This window comes from Kitasatospora sp. GP82, assembly GCF_029892105.1.
GTDB lineage: Bacteria > Actinomycetota > Actinomycetes > Streptomycetales > Streptomycetaceae > Kitasatospora.
Genome location: NZ_JARZAJ010000006.1, coordinates 245,415 through 268,253 on the forward strand (window position 1 = coordinate 245,415; position 22,839 = coordinate 268,253).

Below are 22,839 nucleotides of genomic sequence, written 5' to 3' on the forward strand. Positions count from 1 at the left end.
CCGTGCGGCGGACATGGGCGGCCACTGCCGCAGGACGAAGGGGCCGGGCACCGCCGAACCGGGCGGCGTAGCGCCGGTCGGCGGGTCCTCCCGCTCCCCGGACGCTCAGGCGGTGCGCCGCAGCAGCGCCAGGTACATCGCGTCGGTCCCGTGCAGGTGCGGCCAGAGCTGGATGTCCGGGCCGTCGCCCAGCGCGGGGACCCCGGGCAGCAGCGGGCGGGCGTCGATCCATTCGAGACCGGGCTCCGCGCGCAGTACGTCGTCCACCACGGCGCGCGTCTCGGCGAGGTGCGGCGAGCAGGTCGCGTAGCCGACCACGCCGCCGATCCGGGTGGCCCGGATCGCGGAGCGCAGCAGGTCCCGCTGGAGCGGGCCGAAGCCGGGGATGTCGTCCTGACGGCGGCGCCAACGGGCCTCCGGGCGACGGCGCAGCGCACCGAGGCCGGAACAGGGGACGTCCACCATGACCCGGTCGAACGCCCCGGGCCGCCAGGCGGGCCGGGTGCCGTCGGCGGCGATCACGGTGTACGGGCCCGGGTTGCCGTCCAGCGCCCGGGCGACCAGGCGGGCCCGGTGCGGCTGCTTCTCGGAGGCGACCAGCACGGCGCCGCGCTCGGCGGCGAGAGCGCCGAGCAGCGCGGCCTTGCCGCCGGGACCCGCGCAGCCGTCCAGCCAGAGCCGGTCCTGGCCCTCCACGGGCGCGTTGGCCAGAGCGAGCGCGACGAGTTGACTGCCCTCGTCCTGGACGCCGACCCGGTTCTCCCGTACCGCCTCGACTGCGCCGGGTTCGCCGCCCTCGGAGAGCTGCACGGCGTACGGGGACCAGCGTCCCGGCTCGGACTCGGGCAGCGCCTCGCGCAGTTCGGCGACGGTGGCCCGTCCCGGGCGCGCGACCAGGGTGACGGCGGGGCGCTCATTGTCGGCCCGCAGCAGCTCCTCGATCGCGGCCCTGCCGGACGCGGCGGGCTGCCAGCGGCCGAGCGAGTCCCAGAGTGCGGAGACCACCCAGCGCGGGTGCGAGTGCACGACGGCGAGGTGGTCCTCGGCGTCCTCCTCGTACGGCGGGGCGACCTGCTGGACCCAGGCGTCCAGGTCCTGGGCGCTGATCTTGCGCAGCACGGCGTTGACGAACTTGGCCCGTCCCTCGCCGAGCACCGCACGGGCCAGCTCGACGGTGGCCGAGACGGCGGCGTGCGTGGGGATGCGGGTGGTGAGCAGCTGGTGCGCGCCGAGCGAGAGCACGTCCAGGACGGGCGGGTCCACCTCGCGCAGCGGGCGGTCGATGCACGCGGCGATGATCGCGTCGTAGGTGCCCTGCAGGCGCAGCGTGCCGTAGACCAGCTCGGTGGCGAGCGCGGCGTCGCGGCGGTCCATGCCCTTCTGCTCGGCCTCGCGCAGCAGCGAGGGGAGGATCAGGTTGGCGTACGCGTCGCGCTCGTCCACGGCGCGCAGGGCGCGGAACGCGACGATCCTGGCCGGGTCCTTCTTGGGGCGGCGGTGCGGGCGGGGGGCGCGCTTGGCGCTGGGGGTGGTCACTTGTGCCTCGAAAAGTGCTGCGTTGGTTATCCGGAAAGGGGGGGTGGCGCCGGGGCCGTAACGCCGGGGCTCAGAGTCCGAGCTGCTCGCCGGACTCGATACGGACTCCTCGGGCCCAGTCTGCCGCGCGCATCGGCTTCTTGCCCTGCGGCTGGACCTCGCCCAGTTCGATCTCGTGGCTGCCGGTACCGACCCGGACGCTGTTCTTGGCGACGGCGAGCTCGCCGGGGGCCAGTTCGGCGGCGTCGGTGAGCAGCTTGACCGGGCCCGAGACCTTGAGGCGCTCGCCCCGGAAGGTGGTCCAGGCGCCGGGCGCGGGGGCGCAGCCGCGCACCAGGCGGTCGATCCGCAGTGCGGGGTGGGTCCAGTCGATCCTGGCATCCTCGACGGTGATCTTGGGTGCGAGGGTGATGCCTTCGGCGGGCTGCGGAACCGCCTTCAGGGTGCCGTCCTCGATGCCGTCCATGGTCGCGACCAGCAGCCGGGCGCCGGCGTGCGAGAGCCGCTCCAGCAGGACACCGCTGGTGTCGCCCGGACGGATCTCCTCGGTGAGCAGACCGAAGACCGGGCCGGAGTCCAGGCCCTGCTCGATCTGGAAGGTCGAGGCGCCGGTCACCTCGTCGCCCGCGAGCACCGCGTGCTGCACGGGGGCGGCACCGCGCCAGGCCGGGAGCAGCGAGAAGTGCAGGTTGACCCAGCCGTGCTCGGGGATCTCCAGGGTGCCGGGGCGCAGCAGCGCGCCGTAGGCGACCACCGGGCAGCAGTCCGGGGCGATCTCGGTGAGGCGGGCCTGGAAGTCGGGGTCGCTCGGCTTGGCCGGCTTGAGGATCTCGATCCCGGCCTCCTCGGCGCGCTGGGCGACAGGGCTGGCGACCAGTCGGCGGCCGCGCCCGGCGGGGGCGTCGGGGCGGGTGACCACCGCGACGACCTCGTGCCGGTCGGAGGCCAGCAGGGCGTCCAGGGCGGGAACGGCGACCTCGGGGGTGCCGGCGAAGACGAGGCGCATGGGTTCCTTTCGGAGGACGTTGGGGGCGTTCGGCGGGGCGTTCGGGGCGCGCTCGGGGTGAGCGGATGTCAGCGGGCGGAACCGAAGGTGCTGTGCGGGGAGATCTTCACGGTCGGCGCCGGGCCCTCGCCCCAGTCGGCCTCGCGGATCGCCTTGAGCGCGGCCTTGCGCTGCTCGCGGTCGAGGCGGTCGATGAAGATGATCCCGTCCAGGTGGTCGGTCTCGTGCTGGATGCAGCGGGCGAGCAACTGGGTGCCCTCGATGCTCACCGGGTCGCCGTACATGTTGAAGCCCTTGGCGACCACGCCGTAGGCGCGCTTGGTGTCGAAGCGCAGTCCCGGCAGTGAGAGGCAGCCTTCGGGGCCGTCCTGCTCCTCGTCGGTGAGGCTGAGGTCGGGGTTGATCAGGTGGCCGACCACGCCGTCCACGTTGTATGTGAACACCCGCAGCGAGACGCCGAGTTGAGGCGCCGCCAGCCCCGCACCGGGGGCCTCCAGCATGGTGTCGGTGAGGTCCTTGACGAGCCGGCGCAGCTCCTTGTCGAAGGTGGTCACCGGCTTGGCCGTGGCACGGAGCACGGGGTCACCGAAGATCCGGATCGGCTGGATCGCCATGGCTGGGGCTCCTGTCGGTGCGGGTTTCGGCTGGGGTGCGGCACCGGCGCGATACGGGTGTCGACCAAGGTCACAGGGAAGTCTATGCAATCGCGGACGCCCATTCGGCCCAGCTTCTGGCATATCCCGTCTCGTCCCTGTGCGTGACCCCGGCCCCCGGTCCGGCGTTGGTCAAGTCAGATTGACCGGGGCGCGATCGCGTCCCGACCGGATTCACCGTACGGAGAGGCGGCACCAAGGGCCATGGCCGAGCAGATCAACCACGACGCGCGGGCGCGGGCCAGCCTGCACCTGCTGGTGCGGGACATCGAGCGGGTACGGCGGCAGGTGGACGCGCTGCGGACCCTCACCGCCCAGCTGGGCAACGTCTACCGGCCGCGCCGACCCAGCACCTCCGCCGGATTCGTGGTGTACGGGCGCGCGCCCGCCCCCACCGTCCGGCTTGCCCAGGAACTGCGCGAAAGCGTGGAGACCCTGGTCGCGGCGGCCGTCGAATTCGACCGGGCCCTGGGCTTCTCCTGGGACTCCGTCGGCTCCGCGCTGGGCGTCACCAAGCAGGCGGTCCACCGGCGGTACGGCATGCGCCGGCCGAGCAGCGAGCTGCTGGCCGCAGGCGTACCCGCCCCGGGCGTCCCCGCACCGTCCCGACCCGACCGCGGCGAGGACCTGGCCCCCAGCAGCCAACCGCTGACCCGCACCGTCCCCGCCGCCCGCCAGGGCGGCCTCGAACGCCCGAGCATCCCCCTGCGCGGCTGACCAGGAAAACCCCTCCGTCCCCGGCGCCAAGCCGCCCCCAGGCCCCCTCCACGGCCCGGCGCCGGGCCTCCACACCACACGCCGCGTGTTCCCCGGTACAGCGACCATGCACCACCCGTCAAGCACCCCCCACGCCCCTTGAAAGCACTCCCCCAGCGCCCCTTCCGCGTCGCGCACGTGGTTGGTCCCGGCCTCAGCCGATGTCCGGCGGGTCGATGCGGACCTTCACCGGGTCCGCCGTGCGCAGGGCCACCCGGGCGATCTGCGCTGCCTTGAGGGCCGCCGCCAGGGCCGCGCCCTGGCCCGGGGCGACCCGGAGCAGGGCACGCTCCAGCTCTTCGCCGCGCCCGGCGAGCCCCTGGACCGGGATCGGCCCGAGGATGTCGGTGCCCTCCGGCAACCGGACCAGCGAAAGCAGATCCTCGACGGCCTGCGGCACACCCGTCACCGAGGCCATCCGCGAGACCGGCGGGAAGTGGAGTTGGGCCCGCTCCTCCAGCTCCAGCGCCGCATGCCCCGCCGGATCCCACCGCACCAGCGCCTGCACCGGCCGCGCCGTCGGCTCCGCGACCACGACCACCGTGCCGCCCTGCTCGGCGGGCCGGACCAGCCCGGCGGCGTTCGTCCACAGCCGCAGCGCCTCCTCCCCTGCCCGCAGGTCGGGGCGGCCCAGCAGCGCCCATCCGTCCAGCAGCAGCGCGGCCGCATACCCGACGCCCTCGGCGACCGGCTCCGCGCCCGGCGTGGAGATGACCAGTGCGGGCTCCCCCGGCACGGTCGCGAGCACCGCGTCCCGCCCCGAAGTACGGACGGGTACCCGCGGGAAGGCCTTGCCCAGCTCCTCGGCCGTCCGCCGCGCCCCGACCACCTGAGCCCGCAGCCGGAACGACCCGCACTCGGGGCAGTGCCACTCCGCCTCCGGCTGCCCGCACCAGCCGCACTCCAGCGGCGCCGCCGCCGAGCCGGCCTCCAGCGGCCCTACGCAGTGCCGGCACCGCGCGGGCGTCCGGCACCGGGCGCAGGCCAGCCTCGGGACGTAACCCCGCCTGGGCACCTGGATCAGCACCGGGCCGTGCTTGAGCGCCTCGTGCGCGACCTCCCAGGCCAGCCACGGCAGCCGGGCCGCCTGGGCGGCCGCGTCCCGCGCCTGATCCTGATCGGTGACGGTACGCACCCGGGGGGCAGTTGCCCGTACGGTCTCCCGCTCGGCGGCCAGTGGGCGGGCCCAGCCCGTCCGCATCAGCTGCGCGCCCTCGACCGTGACCGACAGGCCGCCGAGCAGGACGCCGGTGTTCTCCTCGGTGGCCCGCAGCAGTGCCACCTCGCGGACGTGGGGGTGCGGGGCACGCGGGTCGCTGTGGCTGCTGTCGCCGTCCGACCAGACCACCACGAGGCCCAAGTCCCTGACCGGTGCGAAGACCGCCGCCCGAGTCCCGACGGCCGCCCGCACCGAGCCCCGGCTGACCGCAAGCCAGCGGCGGTAGCGCTCCTTCGGACCCAGGTCGGCGGCCAGCACGGCGTGTCGGCCGCTGCCGAGCAGTGCGGTGAGTGCCTCGTCCACCCTGGCCACCGCCCGGCCGTCCGGGAGGACTACGAGTGCTCCCCGGCCGCCGGCCAGGGTGGCCGCGACCGCGCGGGCGATCTCCTGCGGCCAGCTCGGCCCCGGCAGCGCCGTCCACACCGCACGTGGCGATCGGCCCTCGGCGAGTGCCTCCAGGTAGTCCGCGCCCTGCGGGTAGCGCGCCCAGCTGCCGGCCTCGGGCCGCGCGGGCGGGGGCAGCAGCGACGGCGAGGGCTCGGCCTCGGCCTTGGCGTGCCGGGGCGGAACCGCCAGCTGGAGCACATCGGCGAGCGAGCCCGCGTAGCGGTCCGCGACCGTGCGGCAGAGCCGCAGCAGCTCGGGGGTGAGCACCCGCTCCGGCGAGAGCACCTGGGCGAGCGGGGCCAGCGGCCCCGCGTAGTCGGAGTCCGCCCGGCGCTCCACGATGAAGCCGCTGTGCAGCTCACCACCCTCACGGCGGCCCGGCGCGACGATCCGGGCGCCGAAACGGACCCGCACCCGGACCCCGGGCTGGGCCTCCTCGGCCATGGTCGCGGGGACGGCGTAGTCGAAGTACTGGTCGAGGTGGAGCAGCCCCTTGTCGACCAGCACCCGCGCCACCGGCAGCTCGTCCGCCAGCTGCGCACCGCGCCACGTCCGGGGCTTGGCCCTGCGGACCGTCTCCCGGATGAAGGCCAGCTGCTCCCCGGCCCCGTCTTCGCTGCTCATCGGACCTCTCCGTACCACCCACCACCCCAGGCCTGCCCAACATAGCCCCCACCACCGACAACGTGGAAAAACGCCCCAGCGGCAAGCGCCCCTGAAGAGTTGCCCCTTGCCCCTTGCCCCTGAAAAGCCGGACGGCGGCCACCCCGAAGGGTGACCGCCGCCTGCGGCATGCGGTAGTGCGGGGTCAGGCGCCGACGGCCTTCTTCAGGGCCTCGGCGCGGTCGGTCCGCTCCCAGGTGAACTCCGGCAGCTCACGGCCGAAGTGGCCGTACGCGGCGGTCAGGGAGTAGATCGGGCGCAGCAGGTCGAGGTCGCGGATGATCGCGGCCGGGCGAAGGTCGAAGACCTCCGTGACGGCCTCCTGGATCTTCAGCACCGGGGCGGTCTCGGTGCCGAAGGTCTCGACGAACAGACCCACCGGCTCGGCCTTGCCGATCGCGTAGGCGACCTGGACCTCGGCGCGGCTGGCCAGACCGGCCGCGACGATGTTCTTGGCGACCCAGCGCATCGCGTAGGCGGCCGAGCGGTCGACCTTGGACGGGTCCTTGCCGGAGAAGGCGCCGCCGCCGTGGCGGGCCATGCCGCCGTAGGTGTCGATGATGATCTTGCGACCGGTGAGGCCGGCGTCGCCCATCGGGCCGCCGATCTCGAAGCGGCCGGTCGGGTTGACCAGCAGCCGGTAACCCTCGGTGACCAGCTTGATGCCCTGGTCGGCGAGTGCCTTGAGCTCGGGCTCCACGACGAACTCGCGGATGTCCGGGGTCAGCAGCGACTCCAGGTCGATGTCGCTGGCGTGCTGCGAGGAGACCACCACGGTGTCCAGGCGGACGGCCTTGTCACCGTCGTACTCGATGGTGACCTGGGTCTTGCCGTCGGGGCGCAGGTACGGGATGGTGCCGTTCTTGCGGACCTCGGTCAGGCGGCGCGAGAGGCGGTGCGCCAGGGTGATCGGCAGCGGCATCAGCTCGGGCGTGTCGTCGCACGCGTAGCCGAACATCAGGCCCTGGTCGCCGGCGCCCTGCCGGTCGAGCTCGTCGTCCTCGCCGTCGACGCGGTGCTCGTGCGCGGTGTCGACACCCTGGGCGATGTCCGGGGACTGTGCGCCGATCGAGACCGAGACGCCGCAGGAGGCGCCGTCGAAGCCCTTCTTGGAGCTGTCGTAACCGATCTCCAGGATCTTCTCCCGGACGAGCTGCGCGATGGGCGCGTACGCCTTCGTGGTGACCTCACCGGCGATGTGCACCAGGCCGGTGGTGATCAGCGTCTCCACGGCGACCCGGGAAGTCGGGTCGTCCTTGAGGAGAGCGTCCAGGATGGTGTCGCTGATCTGGTCAGCGATCTTGTCGGGGTGTCCCTCGGTGACGGACTCCGAGGTGAACAGGCGGCGAGACACAGCGCTCCCTGGGGTTGCAGCGGCTGCTGACTGAATGCCTCCGGCAGTCCGGGGGCATCCGGAAAGAGTTGATTCCTGGAGTGTAACGGTCAGCTACCGGCTGGCGGCACTCACATCGAAATCTTGAGACCGATCACTCACATTCGGCCGTACGGCCGAGCCGGGCGGCCACCTCGTCCCAGATCCGGTCGGCCAGGTCCTCCTTGGGCCCGTCGGGGACGGCGACCTCGGCGCCGTCCGCGCCCAGCAGCACCGCCGCGTTGGTGTCCCGGCCGAACGCCTTGCCGCCGCCCACCTCGTTGACCACCAGCAGATCGCAGCCCTTGCGGGCGAGCTTGACCCGGCCGTTGGCGAGGACGTCGTCGGTCTCGGCGGCGAAGCCGACCACCAGCTGGCCGGGACGGGCCCGATGGGCGGAGAGCTCGGCCAGGATGTCCGGATTGCGCACCAGGGTGATCGGCGCCGGGTCCACCCCGTCCACCTTCTTGATCTTGCCGGTGACGTACTCGGCCGGACGGAAGTCGGCCACGGCGGCGGCCATCACGACCACGTCGGCGTCCGGGGCGGCCTTCAGCGCGGCCTCGCGCAGCTGGAGGGCGGTGGAGACGTGCACCACGTCCACCCCGGCGGGGTCGGGCAGGGTGGCGTTGGCCGAGAGCAGGGTGACCCGGGCACCTCGGGCGGCGGCCGTGGTCGCCAGCGCGTAGCCCTGCTTGCCCGAGGAGTGGTTGCCGAGGAAGCGGACCGGGTCGAGCGGCTCGCGGGTGCCGCCCGCCGAGATCACCACGCGGCGGCCCGCCAGGTCCTGCTCCAGAGTGCCCCTGGCGAGCACCCGGCGGCAGGCTTCGAAGATCTGGCCCGGCTCCGGCAGCCGTCCCTTTCCGGTGTCCACACCGGTGAGCCGTCCGACGGCGGGCTCCAACACGATCGCACCCCGGCGGCGCAGCGTGGCGACGTTCTCCCGGGTGGCCGGGTGCTCCCACATCTCGGTGTGCATGGCGGGGGCGAAGACCACCGGACAGCGCGCGGTGAGCAGGGTGTTGGTGAGCAGGTCGTCCGCCATGCCGTGGGCGGCCTTGGCGAGCAGGTCCGCGGTGGCGGGGGCGACCACGACCAGGTCGGCCTGCTGGCCGATCCGTACGTGCGGGACCTCGTGCACCCGCTCCCAGGTCTCGGTGGCGGCCGGGCGGCCGGAGAGCGCGGCCCAGGTGGCCTCGCCGACGAAGTGCAGCGCCGCGGCGGTCGGCACCACGGTCACCCGGTGCCCGGACTCGGTGAACCGTCGCAGCAGCTCACAGGCCTTGTACGCGGCGATGCCGCCGCTGACGCCGAGGACGACACGGGGGGCGTCGGGCTGCTCCGGGCGAGCGTTCATGACGGGGTCTCTCTCCTCCGGGTGGGGTCGGGGCCCACCCTACGGCGCATCAGATGCACGCTGCACCGTGTGCCGCAACACAACGACCCGACGAGACGGCGGGTCGGCGGAAACCGCGAAGGGGCCCGCCGGACGCAAGTCCGACGGGCCCCTTCGACGACGGGCTCAGGCAGCCTCGATGGCCTCGGCCGTGAGCATGCCGGCGTTGATCTCGCGCAGCGCGATCGACAGCGGCTTCTCGTGCACGTGGGTGTCGACCAGCGGGCCGACGTACTCCAGCAGGCCCTCGCCCAGCTGCGAGTAGTACGCGTTGATCTGGCGGGCACGCTTGGCCGCGTAGATCACCAGGCTGTACTTGGAGTCGGTGGCCTCAAGCAGCTCGTCGATCGGCGGGTTGATGATGCCCTCGGGCGCGGTCATGGAAGAGGACACGCGAAAACCTTCCGAAAGGGTGGCTAAGAAACAGAGATGCCGATCAGATCAGCAGTACTGCGGTGCCGCAGCAGGTGGTGCAGCGATCTGGTCAGGCTACACCGAGCAAGGCTAGCAGCTCGGTCGCTACCTGCTCGACGGACCTGTTGACAAGGGTCGCGTCGAACTCGGTCTCGGCGGCCAGCTCGATCCTGGCCGCGGCCAGCCGCTCGTCGATCACGTGCTGCGGCTCCGTCCCCCGGCCGGTGAGCCGGCGGACCAGCTCCTCCCAGCTCGGCGGGGCCAGGAAGACCAGCTGCGCCTCCGGCATCGACTCCCGCACCTGGCGGGCGCCCTGCAGGTCGATCTCCAGCAGTACCGGCTCGCCGCGGTCGAGCCTCTCCTGCACGGCCTGCCGGGGCGTGCCGTAGCGGTTGCCGGCAAAGACGGCCCACTCCAGCAGTTCGCCGTTGGCGACCAGCTTGTCGAACTCGTCGTTGTCGACGAAGTGGTACTGGACCCCGTGCTGCTCGCCGGGCCTCGGGTGGCGGGTCGTCGCCGACACCGAGAGCCAGACCTCGGGGTGCTGCTGCCTCATATGAGCGACGACCGTGCTCTTGCCGACCCCCGAAGGGCCGGAGAGCACGGTCAGCCGCGGACGTTCACTCATGCACCGATTATCCCGGATCGCGGACGTTCCGGGGACCACAGGGCCCCGGACGGCGCGACCGGGCTGCCGGAATCAGGAGGCGGCGTTGCCGAACTCCCGCTCCAGCGAGGCGATCTGGTTCGAACCGAGACCACGCACGCGGCGGCTCTCGCTGATCCCGAGACGCTCCATGATCTGCTTGGCCCGCACCTTGCCGACGCCCGGAAGGCTTTCGAGCAGGGCGGACACCTTCATCTTGCCGATGACCTCGTCATCGGACTTGCCCGCCTTGATCACGTCGTGCAGCGAAGCACCGGAGTGCTTCAGCTTGTTCTTGACGTCGGCGCGCTTCCGGCGAGCATCGGCGGCCTTGGCGAGCGCAGCGGCGCGCTGTTCGGGGGTAAGGGGCGGAAGAGCCACGCCGTTCACCTCGGGATGTGGAAGGAAGGGATGAGCTATGACTGTTGGTGCCAAGGACACCGGCTGCAGTGGAACCTAATGGCTCTGACCTGCAAGAGCAACGCTTCGCGAAGCCCTTTGGTGACCTATCGCCGGACACTACCCAACTTGAGCGCGCACGTCAGGAAAAGAACACGAAAAGTCCTGGTCAGCCGAGGCCGACCAGGACTTTTCCGGACAAATCAGCCGGTCGGAAAGCAGGTTTTCCCAACCAATGTGATGCTGCTCACTTTTCCAGTGCGGCGCTGATTTCCTCGACAAAGCGCGCCGAAGCCTCACGCAGAGCCGCCACCGAAGGCCCGTGCTTGAGCACGTCACGGCTGACGTTCGGCACCACGTCGCGGACCGCGCTGCCGAAGACCCGGGGCAGATCGGCGGCGGTTGCGCCCTGCGCGCCGACACCGGGGGCGAGCAGCGGGCCGTTGATCGCCAGATCCACTCCGGCCTCGGCCAGGGTGGCACCGACGACGGCGCCGAAGGAGCCCATCGGCTCGGCACCCGCGTTCTCGGCGGCCAGGCGGTACAGCACGTTCTGGGCGACGCTCTCACCGTTGGCGGCCACCGCGCGCTGCACCTCGTGGCCCTCCGGGTTGGAGGTGAGGGCCAGCACGAAGACCCCGGCGCCGTTGGCGCGGGCCAGGTCGATCGCGGGCTGGAGCGAGCCGAAGCCGAGGTACGGGCTGACCGTGACGGCGTCGGAGAACAGCGGGCTCGCGGGCGAGAGGAAGGTCTCGGCGTAGGCGGCCATGGTGGAGCCGATGTCGCCGCGCTTGGCATCCATCAGCACCAGGGCACCGGCCTCGCGGGCCTCGGCGACGGTCCGCTCCAGGACGGCGATGCCCCGGCTGCCGAAGCGCTCGAAGAAGGCGGCCTGGGGCTTGAGTACGGCGACCTGCTCGGCCAGTGCCTCGACCACGGTGCGGCTGAACTTCTCCAGCCCGGCGATGTCGTCGCCGAGCCCCCAGGCGGCCAGCAGGGAGGCGTGCGGGTCGATGCCGACGCAGAGCTGGCCACGGGTGTCGAGAGCGTGGCGCAGGCGGGCGCCGAAGGGAGCGAGGGTCATGGGAGCCTTTCAGCAGGGGTGGGACGGTGGGCGTAGCCCACCGCATCGGTGAACTTGGCGAAGCCGCGTCGGGCCAGCTCGGTGCGCAGCTCGTCGAGGATGCGCAGGGGGGCGGTGGGGTCGTTGAACAGGGCGGTGCCGACGGCCAGTTGGCTCGCCCCGGCCAGGGCCAGCTCCAGGGCGTCCCGCCCGCTTCGTACGCCGCCCATGCCGATGATCGGCACCGGCGGGATCCGTCCGGCCAGCATCGCGGCGTGCACCTGGTGGATGCAGCGCACGGCGATCGGTCGGACGGCGGGTCCGGACAGGCCGCCGGTGCCGGCGGCCAGGGCGGGCCGCAGGGTGTCCAGGTCGATGGCCATCCCGAGGACGGTGTTGACCATCGACAGGCCGTCGGCCCCGGCCTGGACACAGGCGGCGGCGATCTCGGTGATCGAGGTGACGTCCGGCGAGAGCTTGGCGTAGAGGGGCAGGTCGGCGTCGGCGACCTTGCGGACAGCGCGGACGACGTCGTAGCTGGTGGCCGGGTTGCAGGCGAAGACCAGACCGCGGTCCGCGACGTTGGGGCAGGAGATGTTGAGTTCCAGGCCGATCACACCCGGCTGCCCGTTGAGCCGCGAGGCGACCTCGGTGAAGTCCTCAAGACGCTCCCCCGCGATCGAGACCAGCACCCGGGCGCCGCGCTCGGCCAGCCAGGGCAGCTCGTGCCGGACGAACGCGTCGATCCCGGAGCCCTGCAGCCCGATCGCGTTGAGCATCCCGGACGGCGTCTCGGCCATCCTCGGGGTGGCCAGCCCCGAGCGCGGGTGCGGCATGATCGTCTTGGTGGTGACCGAGCCCAGCTCGTCCAGCGGGACGAACTTGGCCAGTTCCCGCCCGTACCCGGCACAGCCGGAGGCGGTGGTGAGCGGATTCGGCAGCGTCAGCGGGCCGAACTGGACGCTGAGGTCCACATCCTGAGGATCCATCAGTCCTTCCCTCCCATCGCGGTGGCACCCTCCAGATCCGCCGGTACGGTGCCGATGTCGCCCCAGCGGACCCGGGCGCCGTCGAAGACCGGTCCGTCGGTGCAGGAGCGGACGAAGCGGCTCACGCCGTCCGCGTCGACCACCGGCAGCACGCAGGTCATACAGATACCGACGCCGCAGGCCATCGCCTCCTCCACGGCGGTGTGGCAGCGGGCGCCGAGGCCCAGGGCGATGGTGGTGACGGCACGCAGCATCGGCATCGGTCCGCAGGCGTGCACCACGCTGGCGTCGATCGCCTTGATCGCCTGAGCCAGCGGGTCGGTGACCCGGCCCTGGAGTCCGGCGGAACCGTCCTCGGTGACCACCAGCACGTCCTGGGTGAGCGCCCTGGCCTGCTCGACCCCGTACAGGCGGTCGGCGGTGGCCGCGCCGAGGATGAAGCCGATCTGGCCGCCGCGCCGCCGGATCTCCTCGCCCAGTGCGAACATCGGCGCGCTGCCGTAACCACCGGCGACCAGCAGGGCGGAGACCGGCCCGTCCGGGAGCGGGAAGGGCGTACCGAGCGGGGCGATCAGATCGAGCCGCTCGCCGACCCGGGTACGGACCAGCTCCCGGGTGCCCTCGCCGTGCTCGGCGACGACCAGTTCGACCGTCCCCGCTTCGGGGTCCGCCCGGTGGATCGAGAACGGCCGGCGCAGCAGCATCCCGGAGTCGGCGCAGGCCAGGGTGGCGAAATGGCCCGGTCTGACCCGCGGCGCGGCCTCGGGGGCGAGCAGCACCAGACGGTGGTACGGGCCCTCGGTGATCCGGGAAAGCACCTCGGCTCGCGCCTGAACGGGGTTGGCCATCAGACCTCCTTGGGAGCAATCCTTGGTTTCTGCGGCGGAACGCCGCAGCCAACTCGTATGCTGGCCTCTCCTGCCATCGCGGCAGCAGGCAGGGCCTGCCCGGGGCGAGGCCGCCAGGCAGAGCTTGAAGCTCCACGGCTCCGACCGTTGGGGCGGAGTCACGTGTGGTTCACCTTCCGGCTGCGCACGCTAACGGCTGAAACGCTTCCGAACCAACCAGGCACTGTTAATTTCGCCCGAACGAGCTGGGACCGACTGGTAACAGGACGCCTCTACGCCACCTGTCACCAGTCGGTCCCGTGCCGTGTCAGCTCGCCTCGGCGGAGCCCACCGCGTCGGCGATGGTGCGGTGGCCGCTGGCACGCAGCCTGGCTGAGAGGCCCTTGTGCATCCGGCGCATCCAGAACGGGCCCTCGTAGATGAAGGCGCTGTAGCCCTGGACCAGGTCGGCGCCGTGCACGATGCGCTGCCAGGCGTCCTCGGGGGTCTCGATGCCGCCGACGGCGATCAGCGCGAGGCGGCCCTTGGTGCGGGCGCGCAGGCGCTGCAGCACCTCCAGCGAGCGCTCCTTCAGCGGGGCGCCGGACAGGCCGCCGGCGCCGATCTCCTCGATCCGGGCGGCCGACTCGCGCAGCCCGCCCCGGCCGATGGTGGTGTTGGTGCAGATGATGCCGTCCAGGCCGAGGTGCAGGGCCATGTCGGCGATCTCGTCGATGTCCTCGTCGGCCAGGTCCGGGGCGATCTTCACCAGCAGCGGCACGTGGCGCGCGGTGACCTCGTCCGCCTTCTTGCGGACGTCCCAGAGCAGCGGGCCGAGGACCTTGACGGCCTGCAGGTTGCGCAGACCGGGGGTGTTCGGCGAGCTGACGTTGACCACCAGGTAGTCGGCGTAGGGGGCGAGCCGCTCGGTGCTCTTCAGGTAGTCGGCGGTGGCCTCGGTCTCCTCGACCGCCTTGGTCTTGCCGATGTTGACGCCGATCACCGGGGTGGAGCTGGTGTGCGGACGGGCCGCGAGGCGGGCGGCGACCCGGGCGGAGCCCTGGTTGTTGAAGCCCATCCGGTTGATCAGCGCACGGTCCTCGACCAGGCGGAACAGGCGCGGCGCCGGGTTGCCGGGCTGCGGCTCACCGGTGATGGTGCCGATCTCGACGAAGTCGAAGCCCAGCATGGACAGGCCGTCGATGCCGATGCCGTTCTTGTCGAAGCCCGCGCCGAGGCCGAACGGGCCCGGCAGGTCGAGACCGAGTGCGGTGGTCCGCAGCCGCGGGTCGCGCGGGGCGAGCACCAGGCGCACCAGCGAGCGCAGGCCGGGCACCGAGGCGGCCAGCCGGATCCAGAAGAAGGCGAGGTGGTGGGCCTTCTCCGGGTCCATCTTCTTGAAGACCAGGTTGAACAGGAGCTTGTACACGGCGGTGAGCCCTTCCTGAGCATGGGTGTGGGGGGCACCCGTTGTGCGGTGCCCCCCACGTGGAATCGGACTACTTACGGCCCGCGTTGATCAGCGCCGCGTGCTCCTGCAGCGACATCACGCCGACCTCGCCGCGCAGCAGCGCGTCGATGCCCTGCACGGCCGCGCCCATCGCCTGGACGGTGGTCAGGCACGGCACGCCGCGCGAGACGGCGGCGGTGCGGATCTCGTACCCGTCGAGGCGGCCGCCGGTGCCGTACGGCGTATTGATGATCAGGTCCACCTCGCCGTCGTGGATCAGCTGGATGATGGTCTTCTCACCGTTCGGGCCCTCGCCCTCGCTGTGCTTGCGCACCAGGGTGGACGGGATGCCGCCGCGCTGCAGGACCTCGGCGGTACCGGCGGTGGCCAGCACCTCGAAGCCCTGGTCGACCAGCGCACGGGCCGGGAAGACCAGGTTGCGCTTGTCGCGGTTGGCGACCGAGACGAAGACCTTGCCCTTGGTCGGCAGCGCCCCGTAGGCCCCGGACTGGGCCTTGGCGTAGGCGGTGCCGAAGACCTTGTCGATGCCCATGACCTCACCGGTCGAGCGCATCTCCGGGCCGAGCACGGTGTCCACTCCGCGCCCGTGGATGTCGCGGAAGCGGCTCCACGGCATCACGGCCTCCTTGACGGAGATCGGGCAGTCGGCCGGCAGCGTGCCGCCGTCGCCCTCGGCCGGGAGCAGGCCCTCGGCGCGCAGCTCGGCGATGGTCGCGCCCAGCGAGATCCGGGCGGCGGCCTTGGCCAGCGGGACGGCGGTGGCCTTGGAGGTGAACGGCACGGTGCGCGAGGCGCGCGGGTTGGCCTCCAGGACGTAGAGGATGTCCCCGGCCAGCGCGAACTGGATGTTGATCAGTCCGCGGACGCCGACGCCACGCGCGATCGCCTCGGTGGAGGTGCGCAGGCGCTTGATGTCGTAGCCGCCGAGGGTGATCGGGGGCAGGGCGCAGGCGGAGTCGCCGGAGTGGATACCGGCCTCCTCGATGTGCTCCATGACGCCGCCGAGGTAGAGCTCGGTGCCGTCGTAGAGGGCGTCCACGTCGATCTCGACCGCGTCGTCCAGGAAGCGGTCGATCAGCACCGGGTGCTCGGAGATCAGACCGGCGTGCCGCTCCAGGTAGGAGGCGAGCGACGCCTCGTCGTAGACGATCTCCATGCCGCGCCCGCCGAGCACGTAGGACGGGCGGGCCAGGACCGGGTAGCCGATCTCGTCGGCGATCGCCTTGGCCTCCTCGAAGGAGAAGGCGGTGCCGTGCTTGGGCGCCGGCAGGCCCGCGTCGCGCAGCACCCGGCCGAAGGCGCCGCGCTCCTCGGCCAGGTCGATGGCCTCGGGCTGGGTGCCGACGATCGGCACGCCGTTGTCCTTGAGCGCCTGGGCCAGGCCCAGCGGGGTCTGGCCGCCGAGCTGGACGATCACACCGGCGAGCGGGCCGGCCTGCTGCTCGGCGTGGACGATCTCCAGCACGTCCTCCAGGGTGAGCGGCTCGAAGTAGAGCCGGTCGGAGGTGTCGTAGTCGGTGGAGACGGTCTCCGGGTTGCAGTTGACCATGACGGTCTCGTACCCGGCCGCGGCGAGCGCGAAGGAGGCGTGCACACAGGAGTAGTCGAACTCGATGCCCTGGCCGATACGGTTCGGGCCCGAGCCGAGGATGATCACGGCGGGCTTGGTGCGCGGCGCGACCTCGTTCTCCTCGTCGTAGGACGAGTAGAAGTACGGGGTCCTGGCGGCGAACTCGGCGGCGCAGGTGTCCACGGTCTTGAAGACCGGGCGGATCCCGAGCGCGTGGCGGACCTCGCGGACGACGTCCGGCTTGAGGCCGCGGATCTCGCCGATCTGCTGGTCGGAGAAGCCGTGGCGCTTGGCGTGGCGGAGCAGCTCGGGGTCGAGCTTCTCGGCTTCGGCCAGCTCGGCGGCGATCTCGTCGAGCAGGAAGAGCTGGTCGACGAACCACGGGTCGATCTTGGTGGCCTCGAACACCTCCTCGGCGGTGGCGCCGGCCCGGATGGCCTCCATGACGGTGTTGATCCGGCCGTCGGTCGGGACCTGGGCCTTGGTCAGCAGCTCGTCCTTCTTGCCGGTCGCACCGACCCAGGAGAACTGGGAGCCCTTCTTCTCCAGCGAGCGCAGCGCCTTCTGCAGCGCCTCCGTGAAGTTGCGGCCCATGGCCATGGCCTCGCCGACCGACTTCATGGTGGTGGTCAGCGTGGCGTCGGCGCTCGGGAACTTCTCGAAGGCGAAGCGCGGGACCTTGACGACCACGTAGTCGAGCGTCGGCTCGAAGGAAGCCGGGGTCTGCTCGGTGATGTCGTTGGGGATCTCGTCCAGCGTGTAGCCGACGGCCAGCTTCGCGGCGATCTTGGCGATCGGGAAGCCGGTGGCCTTGGAGGCCAGCGCGGAGGAGCGCGAGACGCGCGGGTTCATCTCGATGACGATGACCCGGCCGTCCTCGGGGTTGACCGCGAACTGGATGTTGCAGCCGCCGGTGTCGACGCCGACCTCGCGGATGACGGCGATGCCGATGTCCCGCAGGATCTGGTACTCACGGTCGGTGAGCGTCATCGCCGGGGCGACGGTGATCGAGTCACCGGTGTGCACGCCCATCGGGTCGAAGTTCTCGATCGAGCAGACGACCACGACGTTGTCGTGCTTGTCGCGCATCAGCTCCAGCTCGTACTCCTTCCAGCCGAGGATGGACTCCTCCAGGAGCACCTCGGTGGTCGGCGAGAGGGCCAGGCCCTGGCCGGCGATCCGGCGCAGGTCCTCCTCGTCGTGGGCGAAGCCGGAACCGGCGCCGCCCATGGTGAAGGAGGGGCGGACGACGACGGGGTAACCGCCGAGCGTCTCGACGCCCGCGAGGACGTCCTCCATGGCGTGGCAGATCACCGAGCGGGCGGACTCGCCGTAGCCGATCTTGGCGTTGACGGCCTCCACGACGCCCTTGAAGAGCTCGCGGTCCTCGCCCTTGTTGATCGCCTCGACGTCGGCGCCGATCAGCTCGACGCCGTACTTCTCCAGCGTGCCCGCCTTGTGCAGCGAGATCGCGGTGTTGAGCGCGGTCTGGCCGCCCAGGGTCGGCAGCAGGGCGTCGGGGCGCTCCTTGGCGATGATCTTCTCGACGAAGTCCGGGGTGATCGGCTCGACGTAGGTGGCGTCGGCGATCTCCGGGTCGGTCATGATCGTGGCCGGGTTGGAGTTCACCAGGATGACCCGCAGGCCCTCGGCCTTGAGGACGCGGCAGGCCTGGGTGCCGGAGTAGTCGAACTCCGCCGCCTGGCCGATCACGATCGGGCCGGACCCGATGACCAGGACGGACTTGATGTCAGTGCGCTTCGGCACGGTCAGCTCCCTGCGGTGGTGCGGGCCGGGGCACCGGCCATCAGGTCAACGAAGCGGTCGAAGAGGTACGCGGCATCGTGGGGGCCGGCCGCCGCTTCGGGGTGGTACTGCACGCTGAAGGCGGGCACGTCCAGGCACTGCAGGCCCTCGACCACGTCGTCGTTGAGGCAGACGTGGGAGACCTCGGCCCGGCCGTACGCCGTGTCGCTCACCTTGTCCAGCGGTGCCTGGACGGCGAAGCCGTGGTTGTGCGCGGTGACCTCGACCTTGCCGGTGGTGCGGTCCTGCACGGGCTGGTTGATGCCCCGGTGGCCGTACTTCAGCTTGTAGGTGCCGAAGCCGAGCGCGCGGCCGAGGATCTGGTTGCCGAAGCAGATACCGAAGAACGGGGTCCTGCGCTCCAGCACGCCCTGCGCCACGGCGACCTGGTGGTCGGCGGTGGCCGGGTCGCCCGGACCGTTGGAGAAGAAGACACCGTCGGGCCCGACGGCGTAGAGCTCCTCGATGGTCGAGTTGGCCGGGAAGACGTGCACCTCGATGCCGCGCTCGGCCATCCGCTGCGGGGTCATCGCCTTGATGCCGAGGTCCAGCGCCGCCACGGTGAACTTCTTCTCACCGATCGCCGGGACGACGTACTTCTCGGTGGTGGCGACCTCGGCGCACAGGTCGGCGCCCTTCATCTCGGGCGCGGCCTGCACCTTGGCCAGCAGGGCGGCCGGCTCGGCCAGCGCCACGCCGGAGAAGATGCCGACGCGCATCGCGCCGCGCTCGCGCAGGTGCCGGGTCAGCGCGCGGGTGTCGATACCGCTGATGCCGACGACGCCCTGCTCGGTGAGCTCCTCGTCCAGCGAGCGCTGCGAGCGCCAGTTGGAGGGGATCCGAGCGGGATCGCGGACGACGTACCCGGCGACCCAGATCCGCTTGGACTCCGGGTCCTCGTCGTTGACGCCGGTGTTGCCGATCTGCGGGGCCGTCATCACGACCACCTGGCGGTGGTACGAGGGGTCGGTCAGGGTCTCCTGGTAGCCGGACATGCCGGTGTTGAAGACCGCCTCGCCGAAGGTCTCGCCGATCGCGCCGTAGGCCTGGCCACGGAAGGTCCGACCGTCCTCCAGGACGAGCACGGCGGGCACTCGCTCCCGCCTGGGACGCGGCGTAGTGGGGGCAGGTGCGGTCATTGGGCGGCCTCTTCCGTCTTCTTCGTCTTCGTACGTGTCACAAGAGCTTCGACCGCCTCGATCCAGGCGGCGTGCTCATCAGGGTGGTCGGCCCGGAAGCCGGAATCCAGCGCGGTGCCCTGGTGCGTCCAGGTGACGACCAGCAGGCCGGAGGGGACGACCTTGCCCGCGATACCGGAGTCGGTACGCGCTCCGGTCAGCTGCTCGGCCGGGATCCACAGGTCCACATCCCCCGGGCGGCGGACCAGCAGACCGTGCTCGGTCAGGGTGAGCTCGGCCAGGCTGCGGGTGCCGAGCCCGTGGGCGACCACCCGGTCCAGCCAGTTCCCCGCAGTGGTGGTGCCGTGGTAGCGGCCGCTCGTCTCGCAGAGCGCCGGGCCGGCTTTCTCCGGTACGGCGGGCAGCGGCGGCAGCTCGGACTGGAGGGTGCGGCGCCAGTTCCAGCCCTGCCGCATCAGCCAGTAGACCAGCGCGATCACGATCAGCAGGCCGACCGCCCAGCCGATGTACCCGGGCCAGTCGGTGACCTTGGCCTGCTGCTCGGCAAGCCGGCCGATCATGCCAGGTCCTCGGGCGCGGCCAGCTCGCCGGCCAGCACGGTGGCGACGCCGCGCAGGAAGGTCGCATGGACCCGTCCCGGCAGCTCAAGACCCCGGTAGGGGGTGTTGCGGCTGCGTGTGGCGAAGGTCTCGGCGTTCACGGTCCCACGGTACGCGGGATCGAAGAGCACCAGGTTGGCCGGCTCACCGACCGAGATCGCGCGGCCGTGACCGCTCAGGCGGCCGATCCTGGCCGGGCGGTGCGACATCCGGTCCGCCACGCCCTCCCAGTTCAGCAGGCCGGTGTCGACCATGGTCTGCTGGACCACCGAGAGCGCGGTCTCCAGACCGACCATGCCCATCGCGGCAACCGCCCAGGCGCAGTCCTTGTCGGCCGAGGGGTGCGGCGCGTGGTCGGTGGCGACGGCGTCGATGGTGCCGTCCGCGAGCGCGGTGCGCAGCGCGTGCACATCGGAGGCGGTGCGCAGCGGCGGGTTCACCTTGTAGACCGGGTCGCCGGAGCGCACCAGTTCGTCGGTGAGCAGCAGGTGATGCGGTGTCACCTCGGCGGTGACGTCCCAGCCCTGGGCCTTGGCCCAGCGGACGATCTCCACCGAACCCGCGGTGGACAGGTGGCAGACGTGCAGCCGGGCGCCGGCGTGCGCGGCGAGCAGCACATCGCGGGCGATGATCGCCTCCTCGGCGACGGGCGGCCAGCCGGGCAGCCCGAGCTCGGCGGAGACGGTGCCCTCGTTCATCTGGGCACCCTCGGTGAGCCGGGGCTCCTGGGCGTGCTGGGCGACGACGCCGTCGACGGTCTTGACGTATTCGAGGGCCTGGCGCATCAGCGCCGCGTCGTCCACGCACTTGCCGTCGTCGGAGAAGACCCGGACACCGGCGGCGGAGTGGTGCATCTCCGCCAGCGCTGCCAGCTCCTTGCCCTCCAGGCCGACGGTGACGGCGCCGACCGGCTGCACGTCGCAGTAGCCGCTGGCCCTGCCCAGCTCCCAGACCTGCTCGACCACGGCGGCGGTGTCGGCGACCGGGCTGGTGTTGGCCATCGCGTGCACGGCGGTGTAGCCGCCCATCGCGGCGGCGCGGGTGCCGGTGAGGACCGTCTCGGCCTCCTCCTTGCCGGGCTGGCGCAGGTGGGTGTGCAGGTCCACCAGGCCGGGCAGCAGGATCAGGCCGTGCGCGTCGAGGTCGACGTCGGCCTCGACCGCGAGGTCGGTGCCGATCTGCTGGATGACGCCGTCCGCGATGAGGACGTCCTGCGGGGCGCCGCCGAGGATCTTGGCATTGCGGATCAGATAGCTACTCACAGGGCGGCTCCGGGGAGTTGGTGCGGGGTGGTACAGCGGCGGCGCGGTTGGCGGCGGACATGGCCGGCGGGGGTGTCGCGCATCCCCTCACTCCCCGGCGATGGCCTGGGTGGAGCGGGCGGCGTAGTCGCGGTCGCCGACCAGGACGGCGTCCCGGCCGTCCACCTCCATAAGCCTGACCTGGACGGCTTCGCGCAGCGAGGTCGGCAGGTTCTTGCCCACGTAGTCGGCCCGGATCGGCAGTTCGCGGTGTCCCCGGTCGACCAGGACGGCGAGCTGGACGGCGCGCGGGCGGCCGATGTCGCTCAGCGCGTCGAGCGCGGCGCGGATGGTGCGGCCGGAGAAGAGCACGTCGTCGACCAGGACGACCAGCTTGCCCTCGATGCCGTCGGCCGGGATCTCGGTGTGCTCGGCGGCGCGGGCCGGCTTCAGCTGGAGGTCGTCCCGGTACATGGTGATGTCCAGGGTGCCGAGCGGGATGTCGCGGCCGGTGATCTGGGTCAGCTTGGCGCTGAGCCGCCGGGCCAGATGGACCCCTCGGGTGTGGATGCCGAGCAGGACGACATCCTCCGCGCCCTTGGCGCGCTCCACGATCTCGTGGGCGATCCGGGTGATCACCCGGGCGATGTCGGTGGCGTCCAGCACCTGATGCGGCGGACGCGTGGAGTCAATGCGTGTGGTCATGCCGAAGCCGACCTCCTTCCCCGCCTCACGGGACGGGCTTTAAAGGATGTCTGGGGGGTGGCCCCGGGCAGCACCCAGAGCTTCCAGCCATCCTAACAGCGCGGTTGCGGCGCCCTGCGCCACCGCAGACCGGCCCGGTCCGGCGTGGTCCGTTGACAGCGCGGGACTGCACTATTCGCACGACTGCCCCATTCGGCTTGACGCAGCTACCTCACTCTACGTAATCTCACAGTGAGTTACGAGACGGCCGACGCACCCACCGGTGAAGTGGTCGGGTGAGCGGTCACCCACCCGCGATCCTCGTGACTCGACACTCAACGCGAAGCAATCTCGTCCGGGGAGACCAATGTCCAGCGACTACGCGAAGCAACTCGGGGCCAAGCTCCGAGCGATCCGCACTCAGCAGGGGCTCTCCCTGCACGGCGTCGAGGAGAAGTCCCAGGGGCGCTGGAAGGCGGTCGTGGTCGGCTCGTACGAGCGCGGCGACCGCGCGGTGACGGTGCAGCGTCTCGCTGAGCTGGCCGAGTTCTACGGCGTCCCGGTGCAGGAACTGCTGCCGGGTGGCACCCCGGGCGGCGCGGCCGAGCCGCCGCCGCGCCTGGTGCTCGACCTGGAGAGACTGACCCAGGTGCCGTCCGAGAAGGCCGGCCCGCTGCAGCGCTACGCAGCCACGATCCAGAGCCAGCGCGGCGACTACAACGGCAAGGTGCTCTCGATCCGCCAGGACGACCTGCGCACGCTGGCCGTGATCTACGACCAGTCGCCGTCGATCCTCACCGAGCAGCTGATCAGCTGGGGCGTGCTCAACCCGGACGCGCGGCGCGCGGTCCGCGAGGAGGACGCCGGCTGACCTTCCGGTCAGCTGTGCAGAAACGTCACGGCGGGGTGGGCCCCCCCCCCCCGGGGGGGGCCCCCCCCCCCCCCCCCCCACCAACACCCACCCCCCCCCCCCCCCCCCCCCCACCCCCCCCCCCCAACCCGG

The 22,839-nt window shown here is 71.8% G+C and carries 20 protein-coding genes; 2 read left to right on the top strand and 18 right to left on the bottom strand.

Annotation, left to right across the window (positions count from 1 at the left end; genetic code table 11):
- Positions 1–105: 105 nt before the first annotated feature.
- The 3 genes from P3T39_RS08940 to def form a co-directional block, all read right to left on the bottom strand.
- Complete coding sequence (locus P3T39_RS08940; RefSeq protein ID WP_280696821.1) at positions 106–1,536, bottom strand: transcription antitermination factor NusB; 1,431 nt, start codon at positions 1,534–1,536, stop codon at positions 106–108.
- Positions 1,537–1,606: 70 nt separating this feature from the next.
- Positions 1,607–2,542: a methionyl-tRNA formyltransferase gene (gene fmt / locus P3T39_RS08945; RefSeq protein WP_280696822.1), complete on the bottom strand. Its 936-nt coding sequence runs from the start codon at positions 2,540–2,542 to the stop codon at positions 1,607–1,609.
- A gap of 68 nt (positions 2,543–2,610) precedes the next feature.
- Positions 2,611–3,156, bottom strand: coding sequence for a peptide deformylase (def, locus tag P3T39_RS08950; protein ID WP_280696823.1), 546 nt, complete (start codon positions 3,154–3,156; stop codon positions 2,611–2,613).
- Positions 3,157–3,399: 243 nt separating this feature from the next.
- Between def and P3T39_RS08955 the strand changes: the two genes are divergently transcribed.
- Positions 3,400–3,912 carry a hypothetical protein gene (locus P3T39_RS08955; protein ID WP_280696824.1) on the top strand — a complete coding sequence of 171 codons (513 nt, stop codon included), beginning with the start codon at positions 3,400–3,402 and terminating at the stop codon, positions 3,910–3,912.
- 193 nt (positions 3,913–4,105) lie between these two features.
- Here P3T39_RS08955 and P3T39_RS08960 read toward each other — a convergent pair whose 3' ends face one another.
- The 15 genes from P3T39_RS08960 to pyrR all read right to left on the bottom strand — a co-directional run bounded on the left by P3T39_RS08960 (position 4,106) and on the right by pyrR (position 21,857).
- The gene (locus P3T39_RS08960; RefSeq protein ID WP_280696825.1) at positions 4,106–6,181 is read right to left on the bottom strand and encodes a primosomal protein N'; all 2,076 of its coding nucleotides are present in this window, start codon (positions 6,179–6,181) and stop codon (positions 4,106–4,108) included.
- Between the two features lie 184 nt (positions 6,182–6,365).
- Positions 6,366–7,574 (bottom strand): methionine adenosyltransferase, encoded by a 1,209-nt coding sequence (metK, locus tag P3T39_RS08965; protein WP_280696826.1) that lies wholly within the window; start codon positions 7,572–7,574, stop codon positions 6,366–6,368.
- Positions 7,575–7,707: 133 nt separating this feature from the next.
- Positions 7,708–8,949: a bifunctional phosphopantothenoylcysteine decarboxylase/phosphopantothenate--cysteine ligase CoaBC gene (gene coaBC, locus P3T39_RS08970; protein ID WP_280696827.1), complete on the bottom strand. Its 1,242-nt coding sequence runs from the start codon at positions 8,947–8,949 to the stop codon at positions 7,708–7,710.
- Positions 8,950–9,114: 165 nt separating this feature from the next.
- Positions 9,115–9,381, bottom strand: a complete 267-nt coding sequence (gene rpoZ, locus P3T39_RS08975) for a DNA-directed RNA polymerase subunit omega (RefSeq protein ID WP_030240625.1) — start codon at positions 9,379–9,381, stop codon at positions 9,115–9,117.
- A gap of 91 nt (positions 9,382–9,472) precedes the next feature.
- Complete coding sequence (gene gmk, locus P3T39_RS08980; protein ID WP_280696828.1) at positions 9,473–10,030, bottom strand: guanylate kinase; 558 nt, start codon at positions 10,028–10,030, stop codon at positions 9,473–9,475.
- A gap of 72 nt (positions 10,031–10,102) precedes the next feature.
- The gene (gene mihF, locus P3T39_RS08985) at positions 10,103–10,429 is read right to left on the bottom strand and encodes an integration host factor, actinobacterial type (RefSeq protein ID WP_280696829.1); all 327 of its coding nucleotides are present in this window, start codon (positions 10,427–10,429) and stop codon (positions 10,103–10,105) included.
- Positions 10,430–10,694: 265 nt separating this feature from the next.
- On the bottom strand, positions 10,695–11,531 hold the full coding sequence (gene pyrF, locus P3T39_RS08990) for an orotidine-5'-phosphate decarboxylase (RefSeq protein WP_280696830.1): 837 nt from the start codon (positions 11,529–11,531) through the stop codon (positions 10,695–10,697).
- Entirely contained in the window at positions 11,528–12,499 is a 972-nt protein-coding gene (locus P3T39_RS08995; RefSeq protein ID WP_280696831.1) for a dihydroorotate dehydrogenase, read from the bottom strand. Before P3T39_RS08995 ends, pyrF begins: the two co-directional genes overlap by 4 nt.
- Positions 12,499–13,347, bottom strand: coding sequence for a dihydroorotate dehydrogenase electron transfer subunit (locus P3T39_RS09000; protein ID WP_280696832.1), 849 nt, complete (start codon positions 13,345–13,347; stop codon positions 12,499–12,501). The genes P3T39_RS08995 and P3T39_RS09000 overlap by 1 nt, the downstream gene beginning before the upstream one ends.
- Before the next feature lie 307 nt (positions 13,348–13,654).
- Positions 13,655–14,755: a quinone-dependent dihydroorotate dehydrogenase gene (locus P3T39_RS09005; RefSeq protein ID WP_280696833.1), complete on the bottom strand. Its 1,101-nt coding sequence runs from the start codon at positions 14,753–14,755 to the stop codon at positions 13,655–13,657.
- 70 nt (positions 14,756–14,825) lie between these two features.
- Positions 14,826–18,134 carry a carbamoyl-phosphate synthase large subunit gene (gene carB, locus P3T39_RS09010; RefSeq protein WP_280696834.1) on the bottom strand — a complete coding sequence of 1,103 codons (3,309 nt, stop codon included), beginning with the start codon at positions 18,132–18,134 and terminating at the stop codon, positions 14,826–14,828.
- A 2-nt stretch (positions 18,135–18,136) separates the two neighbouring features.
- On the bottom strand, positions 18,137–19,312 hold the full coding sequence (carA, locus tag P3T39_RS09015) for a glutamine-hydrolyzing carbamoyl-phosphate synthase small subunit (protein ID WP_280696835.1): 1,176 nt from the start codon (positions 19,310–19,312) through the stop codon (positions 18,137–18,139).
- Complete coding sequence (locus P3T39_RS09020; RefSeq protein WP_280696836.1) at positions 19,309–19,872, bottom strand: hypothetical protein; 564 nt, start codon at positions 19,870–19,872, stop codon at positions 19,309–19,311. Before P3T39_RS09020 ends, carA begins: the two co-directional genes overlap by 4 nt.
- Positions 19,869–21,173, bottom strand: a complete 1,305-nt coding sequence (locus tag P3T39_RS09025; RefSeq protein ID WP_280696837.1) for a dihydroorotase — start codon at positions 21,171–21,173, stop codon at positions 19,869–19,871. The genes P3T39_RS09020 and P3T39_RS09025 overlap by 4 nt, the downstream gene beginning before the upstream one ends.
- Positions 21,174–21,260: 87 nt before the next feature.
- Positions 21,261–21,857: a bifunctional pyr operon transcriptional regulator/uracil phosphoribosyltransferase PyrR gene (gene pyrR, locus P3T39_RS09030; protein ID WP_280696838.1), complete on the bottom strand. Its 597-nt coding sequence runs from the start codon at positions 21,855–21,857 to the stop codon at positions 21,261–21,263.
- 346 nt (positions 21,858–22,203) lie between these two features.
- Here pyrR and P3T39_RS09035 point away from each other — a divergent pair, with 346 nt between their 5' ends.
- Positions 22,204–22,707 carry a transcriptional regulator gene (locus P3T39_RS09035; protein WP_014134541.1) on the top strand — a complete coding sequence of 168 codons (504 nt, stop codon included), beginning with the start codon at positions 22,204–22,206 and terminating at the stop codon, positions 22,705–22,707.
- Positions 22,708–22,839: the final 132 nt, after the last annotated feature.